Below are 12,526 nucleotides of genomic sequence, written 5' to 3'. Positions count from 1 at the left end.
ACAGTTGAAGTACGATATTGTTATCATTGGGGCTGGCATAGTAGGCTTAGCCACCGCCCTTAAGCTGAAAAATAAAAATCCAAATTTCAAGTTATTGATACTTGACAAAGAGGAAGACATAGCTCACCACCAGACAGGCCACAACAGTGGCGTGATCCATTCAGGCTTGTATTACAAGCCTGGCAGTTTAAAAGCCACCAACTGTATTAATGGATATAATCAACTTCTGGAATTTTGCGAAACAGAAAATATACCATATGACCTCTGTGGTAAAATAGTAGTGGCTACTTCTGAAGAAGAAGTGTCTTTGATGAACAACCTATATGATAGAGGGCAACAAAATGGGCTGACAGGCCTGAAGTTACTAAAAAAAGAAGAGCTGCGCGAACATGAACCTCATGTAAATGGAGTAGCTGGAATTTTTGTACCGCAAACCGGAATTATCGATTACAAGCAGGTATCAGAAAAGTATGCCGAAAAGGTCAAAGAGCTAGGTGGTGAGATTCGGTTAGGTGAAAAGGTAGATGATATTCTAGTAAAGGGACACGAAACCACTATTGTAACCAATAAAGGCAGTCATAGCACTACACTGGTTGTAAACTGTGCGGGCCTTTATTCTGATAAAGTGGCCGAATTTACTCAGCAAAAGTTAAATGTACGTATAATACCTTTTAGAGGAGAGTATTATGAGCTCAACCCGAACAAGCAACATTTAGTTAAGAATTTAATTTACCCTGTTCCTGATCCTAATTTTCCATTCCTAGGAGTGCACTTTACCCGAATGATAAAAGGCGGAGTAGAGGCCGGCCCTAATGCTGTACTAGCCTTCAGCCGCGAAGGATATACTAAAAAAGATATTAGCTTGAAGGAGCTTTCAGAGTCGCTACTCTGGCCTGGCTTCCAAAAAGTGGCTAAAAAATACTGGAAAACTGGTTTTGGAGAGATGTACAGATCTTTTTCTAAAGCGGCCTTTACTAAAGCACTGCAAAAGCTTATGCCAGAAATTGAAGAAGATGATCTTATTCCAGGTGGTGCGGGTGTTCGTGCTCAGGCCTGCGACAAAGATGGAGGTCTAATAGATGATTTTCTCATTCTGGAAAATGAGCATGCCGTTAACGTATGTAACGCTCCTTCTCCGGCAGCTACCTCTTCCCTTTCCATTGGAGATACAGTCTCTGATCTGGTAATCAAAAGGTTTTAGATGAAAAATTATGCTTTTATAATATAAAAAGGATAATTTCACTTATAAGATAAACACAATAGCTGTATACAGCATTGTAAGTAATAAAAAAGAAAAGCAATGAAAGAGATAACGGTTCAGGAACTTAAAGAAATGATGGACTCAGGAGAAGATTTTCAACTTCTTGACGTAAGAGAACCTCATGAATTTGAAGTAGCTAATATTAATGGGGAGTTAATACCCAGAAATGACCAGCCTGAGGCTGGAGATAAAATAGCTCGTGATAAGAAAGTGGTGGTACACTGCCGTAGCGGAGCCCGCAGCGGACAAGCCATAAGATTTTGGGAAAACAAATATGGCTTAGATAATTTGTACAACCTTAAAGGTGGAATTTTAGCCTGGTCTGACGAAATAGATCCTTCTGTACCTAAGTATTGAGGATCAATTAAAAATAAAAGAGGGGATCAAACTGATAGTTTGATCCCCTCTTTTATTATATGCTTTGCAATATGTTAGTTACTCATTTATAGCTGCTAAAACCCCTTTTAAGAGCGCATCAAAATCAAAGTTTCCCCTCTTATTTTGTCCCATTCTCACTATTACCATATCTTGAGATGGTAATATAAATACTCGTTGACCTTCAAAACCATTCATGCTATACATATCAGTAGGAGCACTTGGATAATATCGCTCACCTGGTCTTCCTTCAGGGTCGGCATTAGTCCAGAAGTGAGCTCCATAGTTTCCTTCTTTGGCCGTTGGAGTTACGGTAGATGAATATTCTACCCAGCCATCAGGTAAAATCCGCTCTTCTCCCCATACTCCATCATTCAAATATAGAAGGCCAAACTTAGCCCAATCTCGAGGAGTCGCATACATATATGATGAGCCCACAAATGTACCGGAAGCATCTGGCTCGATAACCGCGCTAGTCATACCTATCTTATTCAAAAGGCGATTATGAACAAAATTATAATAATCTTTTCCTGTAGCATCTCTCACTATCATAGAAATGATATTAGAGGTTCCGCTACTATAATACCATTCTTCATCAGGCTGCTTTACCAGAGGAAAAGAAGATGCATATTCCCCCATATTCCCTTTGCTAAAGAGCATATTAGTAGCGGTGCTGGGGCCTGTATATACCTCTTCCCACTCTAGCCCACTGCTCATCCGCAATAAATGATCAAGAGTAATTTTTCTACGAGGATCACTCCCCGCCCAACTGGCTAAAGGTGCAGGATCATGAATATTTAACTTTCCATCTTTAACTAATAAGCCCACTAATGCATTTGTAACACTTTTCGTCATAGACCAGCCCAACTGTGGTGTATTGATCTGAAAGCCAGAAGCATATTTCTCTGCTACAATCTTACCATGATGCACTACTACCAGCGCCCTGGTATTTTTTGGTTTTTCAGGATCTGTTTCTTCAAAGGCCTCATCTAAAACCTGATTCACAGCTTTCAAATCCATACTTGAATCTTTATAAACCGCCGCGTTACCCAAAGGCCAAAGCACACTATCTTGTAAAACCTTATGTTTTGGGACATGAATATCTTGTCCTCTTACTTCTTCCTCCGAAATCTCAGAGACAAGTGTACAGCCTATTCCTTTTCTGTATATGGCCTTTATTTTGGCAAAGCCCCACACACTACCATATGCAGACGAATCAGAAGTATCTACCTCAAAAGAGCCTAATGTAAAAGGAAAATTCCCTAACTCCTTATCTATTACTGACTCAGGCAATCGGTTTGCAACATAAACGCAACTACATAAATTTTTAGCCCCGTAACCACTTATAATTGGTAAGGCTTTCCATAAATACGAGACTCCGAATACGAGCAGTACCATCAGCATAATAAAAATGATGGCTTTGAAAAATTTCAACATGATTGATTATTGCTTTTTTTGTTTTCCGTTATAAAAATCATCTACTTCTCCGTCTCCATCCCAATCGACATATCCTTTAAATATAGCTTCATCATCTTCTAAGAGAACCTGATATTTAAATTTTTGACCTCTATTAATGTAGACGAGGCTATCATCTTCAATATACCATATACCAGTATTCACCATAATTACCGAATCTTCTAAGCTTCTATACTCTGAAGTATAGGTACTATCGCTATTAAAGGTGGTACGGACTGGTTTAACCTGAAACACTTCTTCCCATTTCCCTTCCGGCACATGAAGATAGGAATCACTGTCTGCATCTGATATGGTTACTTCCAATGTCAAATTTCTCCACTCCCCTAACAATGTTTGTTGTAAGGGCAATGGCTCTGAAGCATCTACCTTCTCTTCTTTTTCCTTAGGAGTTGAGCATGACAGAATCAGCGTCATCGAAAACAAAAAATATCGAATAGAGTATTTCATACCTTTAATGATAAGAATATTGACAGTATATTTTAGCTAATTGAATAAACTAATTCCATTTCATATCTTTTCAACGAGGTTTATTTTATACATTTGATTATGGATGGAACAGAACGCAAGAATATAAAGCCTGGCATAGAGGTAGCCATAGTGCTAAAAGAAGACCAAAGAACGGGGCACCTCACTGAAGGAGTAGTAAAAGATTTACTTACAAAGTCAAGTCATCATCCTCATGGCATCAAAGTAAGGTTAGAGGATGGAAGCGTAGGCCGAGTAAAAAAACTTCTCTAAAATGATTAGAAAAGACTACATATTAAAAGAAATCCAGAAGCTACATCTACTAATAGCTAAAGTACTGGGATTAAAAAGCGAAGGTAAGCACCATGATGCGCTTCGTGTTTTAGACGAACACATAGTGGGTGAATCTGGCCTTAGGTTAGAAGATGTAGAGCATTTAGATAATGAAGGACTCATCAACAAACTGATGGAAACATCGGATCTAAAGCTTGTAGAATACAATATTTTGGCAGAAGTAGCCTATGAGGCAGCCGAAATTAAAAGGATAATAGGCCAAGACCAAAAAGCTATGAACCTATACACGAAATCACTAATTCTATTTAATCATGTAACGGCAGAAGAAAGAATTTTTGATTTTGAACGAGAGCAAAAAATGAAAGACATTCAACTAGCTATTACTGACCTCAACTCTTAGCTCATTTCATTCACAAACTTCAGGGTTCTTTTTTCCATGTAATTAAACTCAGACCCTGCCAGTGAAAAGCCCACATGCCCGCCATACTGCGGTGTTTCAAGATATACCTGCTCAGCCTTTTCGCAATCAGCATAAGGGAAGCAACCATCTCCCAAGAAGGGGTCGTTTTTTGCATTAACTATTAAAATAGGTACCTTACTTTTATACATATATTCTGATGCACTAGCTTGATGATAGAAATCAGCGGCATCTTTAAACCCGTGAAGCGGAGCAGTATAGAGGTTATCAAAATCAGGAAAGTATTTTATATCCTCAAAATCCTGATATTTGATAAGTTCAGGGAAATTGGCCGACTTTATCTTTATTTTTTCTTCAAGCTTTTTCAAGAATCTCTTCCTATAAAAATCATTACTCTTTTCAGCCAATTTATTTACACTAGAAGCTAAGTCTACAGGAACGGAAAAAGCTACGGCTGCTTTAATTTCGGGAAATATATGATTCGCCATTTCGCCAACATATTTCAAGGTTAAACTACCACCCATACTAAAGCCTACCAAGGCTATTTTTCTATAACCATAAGTTTCTCTGGCATATTGAATCACCTCTTGTAAATCTTCAGTAGCACCATGGTGGTAAAAGCGAGCTTTTTTATTCATTTCGCCACTACAACTTCTACAGTTCCAGCCTAAGGCATCCCATCCATTTTGAAAAAAATACTTGGCCATGCCCATCACATAAGGCCTGGTAGCACTTCCCTCTAGGCCATGAGATATTATGATTAACTGATCCGAGCCTTTTTTCAACCAATCCAAATCAAGAAAATCATCATCTGAAGTAGTTATCCTCTCTCGTTGATATTGCACGCCCTTAATCTTACGAAATGTGCTGGGTATCACCGTAGCTAAATGAGGATTTTTCAGATAAAATGGAGGTTTGTACTCAGAGGCAACAAGTGGCATAATCGTAATTTAAAAAACAAAGAAACGTTTATATAACAACATCACAAAATCTCCTATTATTACTCTGCTTCTTGCTCTACAAGTAAACTTTCTAGTGCTAGCACTACTCCGTTAGTCCATCCGAAGCCATCCTGAAGGGCATATTCACCTCCTCCGGTCTGCAAGGTAGTATCCTCCACATTATACTTCTCCATCATTTTACCCGTAGCTTTATACACCTGTCTGTTTCTGGTGAGCCATTTCTCTGCAGCATCGATGGCTTCTTTATCAAAATCATAGTTAATCAAACCCTTCACGGCAATCCATTGTAACGGAGCCCAGCCGTTGGGGGCATCCCACTGCTGACCGGTATTGTTTAGCGTTGTAACAAATCCTCCTGCTTTTAAAAAATCCTTTAGCAAAATAGCTGTTACTGATTCTGCTTGATATGTATTGGCTATGTTAAAAAACAAAGGATAAGCTGATGCCATTGATTTCACTCGGGTAGACTTGCCCTTGATATAATCAAAATCCATGTAAAATCCGATCTGCTCATTCCATAAATATGCATTAATAGCTCGCTTTCTGGCTGCTGCCTTAAGGCGGAAAGCTTTGGCATTCTCCTCCCTTCCTGATTGATCATAGGCCTTAGCTATGGTCATTTCTAAATGGTAGAGCAAAGCATTAAGATCTACAGGAATAATGTCAGTGGTATGAATAGTGCTTAGCTGCCGATCATCTGCCAACCACCGGCTGCTATAATCCCATCCAGACTCTGCCCCAGCCCTCAAATGTCGGTAAGCTTTAGCCGAATCAAGGTTATTCTCCTGTATCAGCTCATAATCTTCCTTGTAAGATTCGGGTCTGGGAGAGGTATAATGATCCCAATAGCGATTCAAAGTGGTTGAATCATCAAGCATCACCACTCGTTTAGTTACTTTATTACTATCAGAAATGCTTTCTACTCCCTTCATCCAGAAATCATATTCTTTGATTAAATAAGGCAAGTAATGTCTCCACAATCCTGGATTATTATCAGCTATCAGATCCACCATTAAAGCATAAAATGGCGGCTGAGACCTGCCTAAATAATAATCTCTATTTCCATTAGGAATGAAACCAATGCTATCAATTAAAAAAGAAAAATTGTCTACCATGGCTTTGGCCAAATCATGCTCCGAACTGCGCACCAATCCTTCCATAGTAAAATAGCTATCCCAGTAATATACTTCTCTGAACCGCCCTCCGGGGACTACGTAGGCATTTGGAAGGGGTATTAATGATGAGTTTTCTTGTGTGCTATCAGGTTGGCGTGTAAGAATAGGCCACAATTCATTAATATGAGCATCCATGCTTTTGGCCGTATCTGATTGATAGCTTACAGCCCCTGCTTGGGGTTGCTTAAAGTGCTGATGAACAAATTGGGAAAGATCAAATGTATCATTAGATACTGCCTTCTTATACTTTGAGGCTAATATGTCTAGTGGCTCATCCGCTACACAGTCTACAAAAGTTTTAGAGTCATTAAAAATACCAGACAGCTGCACATCTTTAAACAGTGCTGATTCATAAAAATCAAAATCCTTATTTCTTTCATATTCCTGCCTTGGCTTACTACAAGCTAGCAGTAAATTTAAAAGAAGAAGGTAACAGACACTTTTATATAGATAGTTATGCTTCATTGATTTAATTTAAAGAAACTACCCTTAGATCAAAAATAAAAGTCGCCTTTAAAGACGACTTTTATATGTTTATTGTTTTATAAACCTCATGGTCTTTGTACTCGATTGGCCTGTAATTTTTAGCAAATACCATCCAGATGGAATACCTTGTACACTCAACCGTAAATTACCGGGATTAGAATGCCCCTTCAGCACCTCTCTCCCATTAATGTCAACTATGGAATAGTCATAGTCAACAGCTTGGTTTTGAACTTCCAGATATTGCGTTACAGGATTAGGAAACACTTTTATCCGGTTATCATGAAAAGGATTTAAAGACGTAATTGGCTCCTCACTAATTCTATAGTCAGTATAAATTCTAAACTCACCGGCAGACAGATTAACACTTTGATCAGCACTTTTTACTACCAACTCCTGGCCGGAAAAGTAATCATACCAGCTGCCAGTATGCGTAAAATGTCCGCGGATAGCTGCGGATGATAACCCGAAGTTACCCATAACATATACATCCATTTCAGCTGCAGAAGCAGGAGCATCCGTATCAGTCTCATTGGTTAGCAAAAGTTCTTTTTGGAGCGTGTTATCATTCATAAAATCAACCTGAGAAGTTCTGAATATACCATAATCATTTTTAAGAGAAATCAATTCTGAAAAAGCCTCATATAGCTCAATCCTCATAGGATCGACATCATAGTCAAGGCCATTGGGAGCTTCCGACCAAGGTAATGGCTTCTCTCCTGTTCTGCCATTCTCATCAATACTTATATCATACCCTAGTTCACCAAACTGCCACAGCATCTTAGGTCCCGGAATAAGGTAATAAAAAGCTGCCGCCGCAACAGTTCTATCAATGGCCTCTGATAATTCTCGAGTGGTATAATCTGCAGTAGTGTTGCCGTATTGCTTGTTTTTAAACATCACTCTTTCCTCGTCATGACTTTCCATATAGGAAATCAAGTTAGAGTCTTTCCAATTTCTGGTTCCATAGTATGCCCAGCTGATACCTGAACCGTCCGCGTATCCCATTGTATTTTGGGAATAATTATAATTCATATTTCCCCATAGCATAATGCCATAATCCGCTAATACAGTCTCTTCACTATTTTCAGCCAAATGCTCAAAAATCACATAGGTAGAAGGATCACTTTCCCAAATAGCATCAGTCATTCTGGTCAGTATATCTATTCTCGATTGATCGTAGCTGCTCCATTCGTCTACATCAGTATTATAGTTCTGTGTAAATCCTTTAGTAAGATCAAAGCGGTAGCCATCAATCTTGTATTCATTTATCCAATAATGATTCACCGTATCCACAAAGGCCTTTGTATAGTCTGATTCGTGATTAAAGTCGTAAAAAACATTAAATGGATGAGTCGCCTCCTGGTTAAGCCATGGATTATCTGCTGCCGGGCGATAGTTTTGGTCATCCCAATACAAGGCAGCTAGTGGATTTTTTTCATGAGTATGGTTGAGCACCATATCAAGTATAACCGCTATTCCATTTTTATGACACTCGTCAACAAAATGTTTCAATTCGTTTTTAGACCCATAGTATTTATCTGGCGCGAAGAAAAAGAAAGGATTATACCCCCAGCTTAAATTACCATCAATCTCCATTATGGGCATCAGTTCAATAGCATTAATTCCAAGACCTTTTAGATAATCTAAATGATTTAAAATTCCTTGATAGTCATGTCTTTCATCAAAATCACGTATGAGTAATTCATAAATAACTAAATCTTCATTAGCAGGCTTTTCAAAATCCGTCACCTCCCAGCTATAGGCTAGCTGCCCTGTTTCCATCACTGCTACAATGCCATTGGCCAAATTGGATTCGGGATACGCTTTAAGGCCAGGGTAGGTTTCTTCTGAGATATAAGGGTCATTTTGCGGATCTAATATTTTATCAGCATAAGGGTCTGCTATTTGGATGGTCTCATCAACTAAATACTGAAAAGCATACTCCTGTCCTGCATTGAGACCTGATACCTGCAGCCAGAAATAATCTCCATCTTGATACATTTGATAGTCAGGATTGGGCTCCCAATCATTAAAATCGCCTATAATATAGACAGACTCCTTATTGGGAGCCTGTAAGCACAAAGTAGCTACTGAAGCATCATTTTGATCATAATTAATACCTGGAATGATAAAAGCAGGGAGCTCTGCCTGAATAGTAGATTGTCTTACTAAGAATGAGAAATCCTGCTTCTTTTCTTCTTCTCCATTATTACCAATCAACTGTATTTGATATTGACCTGGGCTACCAGCAGTTAGTTCATAATTGATAGAGGTTCCGTTATTGCTGGACAGTTGACTTCCGTTTAACCATAAAGACAGTTCTGCCAATTCTGAAGCGGCACCTTCTATGGATAAGGTCTGACCTTGATTTAGAAATATAGGAAACCGACTAGGGTGAACAAATGACACAGAAAACCCGGCCTGACTCACTGTAAAAGAATAATCAGGAGTTTGCCCATTACTCCAATCTCTCCCTTTTAATAGAAGGCCAATTTCTTCTATTTGGTCTTCTGACACGCCAAAAAACTCTGTTGGGGTCAAAGTAATGGTATAAATATCCGGGTCTGATTGAGAGCGAATCATCTTGGCTGCGTCTTGAGCGGACGTAGCAGGGTTAATATTAGTAGGAGCATTCAGATCAGCTGCCCCCTGTTCTATCCAGGCCCAGATCCAGACATCATTTGCATACCCTTCCAGTCCTGTAGCTGAAACATCCACTGTTATCGTCACCGGTTGGCTAGCTATTGGAATGGCAGGTGAAGTAGTAACCTGAGCTGATGCTTTATAGAAAATAAATATTGCGCAAAAGGCATAGCAAATCCTTGTTCTACAATGAGTAATAGAAATCATAAGGTGATTAGTAAGAGGTGATTAAAAAAGAGGTTGTATCAAGAGAGACTTCTGACACAACCTCTGGCATATAAGAAAGACTATTTTATTCCCACGGTACGGGCTTTCAAATCCACTGTCATTTCATATGAACCTGTGCTACCTACAAATAACAGGTTGGAATCTCCATCAGCAGCATTTTCTAACAAGGGATCTACTTCTCCATCCTCGAAATAGAGGTAGTTATATTTTCCTGTACTCCAATCTGCCTTATCGAAAAACCTAAAAGCTTTATCTGCATTCATGGTAGTAGTCACTTGGAAGAGGCTATCTTTTACCCAAGTTAATTGAACAGCCGATTCTAACACCCATCCTTGTAAAGCTTCGCCAATACCATACAAGGTAGGCTCATCAGCTTCCTCCATGCTAATGGTTTTATCATTTAAATTCACTTTTATTATATAATAACCGGAGGTTCCGATAAATCTAAAATTATCATCATCATCCATTGCTGCTTCGAAATTTCCAGCTACAGTGCCTCCATCAAAATAGGCCCATTTATATTGGTCTGCACCCCAATCTGGTTGAGTGAAAAACCTAAAAGTTTCTCCATTTTTAAATTCTGCTATTACATGGTATGCTTTACCATTGTTAGTAGCAGGCACTTCTACCGCTAAGTTTAGGTCCCAGCCCTTCAAGGCCCCTCCTATCATGTAAATAGGAGGAAAAACTGTGGCATAAGGTGTTACAGTATAAACCTTGGAAGCAGAAAAAACCGAATCTGCATATTCACTTATGCTCGCAAAAACGCGTGTATATACACTAACAGGCACATCATCCTCCGCACCTAATTTATGTAAAGTATTATTTAAAGCAGTCTCTAGCACCTCTCCTTCTGTAACCTCTGTAGTTGATAAAATCAATTCTTTTTTAGCAAAATCTTCATCAAGCGATACTTGTATGCCATATTCTACAACTGCGTTATACCCTAACTCTGCTTTAGACCATTTAAAAGCAAACTTAGCACTATCCTCTCGGGTAAATATTAAAGATTCATCCTCTGGCGATAAGACCACAGGTTTTACAGGATCTGAGGAGATCACTACTTTTTCAGCATCATCCTCACAGGCCATTAAAATGCCTATAAAAACTATTGAAAGTATATATATGATTTTTTTCATGTCTTGATCTTTTCAATTAATAATTAAAAGGCTGTTTTAAATTAGGGTTAGCTGCCACATCTGATGAAGGCAAAGGAAAATAGTTATACTTGCCATCTACCGATTTTCCTGATTTTATACCACCTTTCCATGGCCATAAGTAATTGTCTGTGGTTAAAAGACCAAACCGAACCAGATCAGTACGTCTATGGCATTCCCAATATAACTCTCTGGCCCTTTCGTCTATAATATAATCTAAATTGAGTTCACCTTGACTAATATTACCTGAAGCATCACCATAAGCTCTTTCTCTTAAGTCATTCATATATTGCAGAGCCGTGGCAGCACTACCTCCGGTACCCCCTCTTAATACCGCCTCAGCATAAGTAAGGTAAATATCAGCTAATCTAAATACAGGAAAATCAGTATCTGTAAATTGAGCATTAGAACCTTGCGCGCCCGTACTAGTTACATTTTTAAACTTAGTGATGGCATATCCGTCAGTAAATTCAGATATCTTATTAATTTCTAATGACTGCCCATTTGTATAAAACATAGCTCTGGAATCAGTATTGCCAGTGATATCATCAAATTTATTCACCAAACCACTGGTAGTTCTCATACCGCTCCAGCCTCCTTCTATTCCAAAATTCGCTGCAGACATAGAACCACCTACCGCACCACGTATTATAAAGGTTGTACCTCCGTAAGACTGGGTATTGGCACCGTCAAAGGCAATCTGAAATATAAACTCAGGTGAATTCTCATTATCAGCCAAAAACATATGAGAGTAATCAGGATCAAGCGAATAGCCTGCATTTATTATTTTGTTACAATAGGTTATACATTCCGTATACCTACCTTCACCAATATAAAGGTTCGCATTCAAGTACAATTTAGCTAAAAGGGCCCATGCTGCAGCCTTGTCTGCCCTGGCATATTCATTTTGCCTTGGGTCAGCCAGGTCATCATTTATGGCCAAAAGCTCTGATTCTATATATTTGAAAACCTCTTCACTTGTAGCCTGTTCAGGCAAAAAAGCGCCAATTTTATTTTCTTCTGTAACAAAAGGAACTTCATAAAACATATCCATGGCATGCCAATAACTAAGTGCTCTTAAAAATCGGGCTTCTGCTCTAAAGGCTACTATCTGCTGCTGGTCAGCTTCAGGCAGATTTCCAACATCAGCTGTTTCTCTTAAAAACTGATTAGCCAACGTGATTTGATAAAATATCCTTGAATACATCCCTCTAACGAAAAGGTCACTAGCACCATAATCAAGGTCATGAAAATCTTTAATGGTTTGGTCATTCCAACCTATCACAGCTTCATCTGTAGTCATTTCCTGATGCAGAAAGTATCCTCTTAGATAAGAAGAAAACCCTTCATCTATTCCTACTATGTCACCTTGACTGTCTGGACTGGCCGGCCCTATTTGACCTGTTAACGCCAAGCCACCATACAACTTAGCCAGCAGCTGCTTATAACCTTCAAGGTCAGTTAAAACGTTACCTGGTGTTTGAACATCCGGATCAATGGGAGAAACATTCAAATCATCTGTACAGGCGCTTGCCAGCATTGCACAGATAGCTATTATAGTAATATATATCTTTTTCATTTTTAGC

At 38.9% G+C, this 12,526-nt stretch carries 11 protein-coding genes; 4 read left to right on the top strand and 7 right to left on the bottom strand.

Annotation, left to right across the window (positions count from 1 at the left end; all coding sequences use genetic code 11):
* The first annotated feature begins 4 nt into the window (after nucleotides 1–4).
* Together lhgO and JL102_RS06240 are read left to right on the top strand one after the other, a co-directional pair.
* Nucleotides 5–1,201, top strand: coding sequence for an L-2-hydroxyglutarate oxidase (lhgO, locus tag JL102_RS06245; RefSeq protein WP_202243406.1), 1,197 nt, complete (start codon nucleotides 5–7; stop codon nucleotides 1,199–1,201).
* A 99-nt stretch (nucleotides 1,202–1,300) separates the two neighbouring features.
* A complete protein-coding gene (locus JL102_RS06240; protein WP_202243405.1) occupies nucleotides 1,301–1,618 on the top strand; it encodes a rhodanese-like domain-containing protein in 318 nt (105 codons plus the stop codon).
* A gap of 78 nt (nucleotides 1,619–1,696) precedes the next feature.
* On the opposite strand, the gene JL102_RS06235 is transcribed toward JL102_RS06240, so the two are convergent.
* Nucleotides 1,697–3,073, bottom strand: a complete 1,377-nt coding sequence (locus JL102_RS06235) for a serine hydrolase domain-containing protein (protein WP_202243404.1) — start codon at nucleotides 3,071–3,073, stop codon at nucleotides 1,697–1,699.
* 6 nt (nucleotides 3,074–3,079) lie between these two features.
* Nucleotides 3,080–3,559, bottom strand: coding sequence for a hypothetical protein (locus tag JL102_RS06230; protein WP_202243403.1), 480 nt, complete (start codon nucleotides 3,557–3,559; stop codon nucleotides 3,080–3,082).
* Nucleotides 3,560–3,658: 99 nt separating this feature from the next.
* On the opposite strand from JL102_RS06230, the gene JL102_RS06225 reads away from it, so the two are divergent.
* Complete coding sequence (locus JL102_RS06225) at nucleotides 3,659–3,850, top strand: YwbE family protein (RefSeq protein ID WP_202243402.1); 192 nt, start codon at nucleotides 3,659–3,661, stop codon at nucleotides 3,848–3,850.
* A 1-nt stretch (nucleotide 3,851) separates the two neighbouring features.
* Nucleotides 3,852–4,271 carry a hypothetical protein gene (locus JL102_RS06220; protein WP_202243401.1) on the top strand — a complete coding sequence of 140 codons (420 nt, stop codon included), beginning with the start codon at nucleotides 3,852–3,854 and terminating at the stop codon, nucleotides 4,269–4,271.
* Here JL102_RS06220 and JL102_RS06215 read toward each other — a convergent pair.
* The 5 genes from JL102_RS06215 to JL102_RS06195 form a co-directional block, all read right to left on the bottom strand.
* A complete protein-coding gene (locus tag JL102_RS06215) occupies nucleotides 4,268–5,230 on the bottom strand; it encodes a YheT family hydrolase (protein WP_202243400.1) in 963 nt (320 codons plus the stop codon). The two genes, JL102_RS06220 and JL102_RS06215, sit on opposite strands and share 4 nt — an antisense overlap.
* A 59-nt stretch (nucleotides 5,231–5,289) precedes the next feature.
* On the bottom strand, nucleotides 5,290–6,891 hold the full coding sequence (treF, locus tag JL102_RS06210) for an alpha,alpha-trehalase TreF (protein WP_202243399.1): 1,602 nt from the start codon (nucleotides 6,889–6,891) through the stop codon (nucleotides 5,290–5,292).
* A 69-nt stretch (nucleotides 6,892–6,960) separates the two neighbouring features.
* Nucleotides 6,961–9,762 (bottom strand): alpha-amylase family glycosyl hydrolase, encoded by a 2,802-nt coding sequence (locus JL102_RS06205; protein ID WP_202243398.1) that lies wholly within the window; start codon nucleotides 9,760–9,762, stop codon nucleotides 6,961–6,963.
* Nucleotides 9,763–9,842: 80 nt separating this feature from the next.
* Nucleotides 9,843–10,922, bottom strand: coding sequence for a SusE domain-containing protein (locus JL102_RS06200; RefSeq protein ID WP_202243397.1), 1,080 nt, complete (start codon nucleotides 10,920–10,922; stop codon nucleotides 9,843–9,845).
* A gap of 16 nt (nucleotides 10,923–10,938) precedes the next feature.
* Complete coding sequence (locus JL102_RS06195; protein WP_237390443.1) at nucleotides 10,939–12,519, bottom strand: RagB/SusD family nutrient uptake outer membrane protein; 1,581 nt, start codon at nucleotides 12,517–12,519, stop codon at nucleotides 10,939–10,941.
* Nucleotides 12,520–12,526: the final 7 nt, after the last annotated feature.

This window comes from Fulvivirga sediminis (assembly GCF_016757215.1).
GTDB classification, from domain to species: Bacteria; Bacteroidota; Bacteroidia; order Cytophagales; family Cyclobacteriaceae; genus Fulvivirga; species Fulvivirga sediminis.
The sequence above is the reverse complement of the archived record's forward strand: the minus strand, read 5'-3'. Positions and strand labels throughout refer to the sequence as shown.

What these genes read in the sequence shown, in the direction of transcription:
- JL102_RS06240 (WP_202243405.1), top strand. Translation starts at nt 1,301, where the DNA reads ATGAAAGAGATAACGGTTCAGGAACTTAAAGAAATGATGGACTCAGGA.
- JL102_RS06205 (WP_202243398.1), bottom strand. Translation starts at nt 9,762, where the DNA reads ATGATTTCTATTACTCATTGTAGAACAAGGATTTGCTATGCCTTTTGC.
- JL102_RS06230 (WP_202243403.1), bottom strand. Translation starts at nt 3,559, where the DNA reads ATGAAATACTCTATTCGATATTTTTTGTTTTCGATGACGCTGATTCTG.
- JL102_RS06225 (WP_202243402.1), top strand. Translation starts at nt 3,659, where the DNA reads ATGGATGGAACAGAACGCAAGAATATAAAGCCTGGCATAGAGGTAGCC.
- JL102_RS06200 (WP_202243397.1), bottom strand. Translation starts at nt 10,922, where the DNA reads ATGAAAAAAATCATATATATACTTTCAATAGTTTTTATAGGCATTTTA.
- treF (WP_202243399.1), bottom strand. Translation starts at nt 6,891, where the DNA reads ATGAAGCATAACTATCTATATAAAAGTGTCTGTTACCTTCTTCTTTTA.
- JL102_RS06220 (WP_202243401.1), top strand. Translation starts at nt 3,852, where the DNA reads ATGATTAGAAAAGACTACATATTAAAAGAAATCCAGAAGCTACATCTA.
- JL102_RS06195 (WP_237390443.1), bottom strand. Translation starts at nt 12,519, where the DNA reads ATGAAAAAGATATATATTACTATAATAGCTATCTGTGCAATGCTGGCA.
- JL102_RS06215 (WP_202243400.1), bottom strand. Translation starts at nt 5,230, where the DNA reads ATGCCACTTGTTGCCTCTGAGTACAAACCTCCATTTTATCTGAAAAAT.
- JL102_RS06235 (WP_202243404.1), bottom strand. Translation starts at nt 3,073, where the DNA reads ATGTTGAAATTTTTCAAAGCCATCATTTTTATTATGCTGATGGTACTG.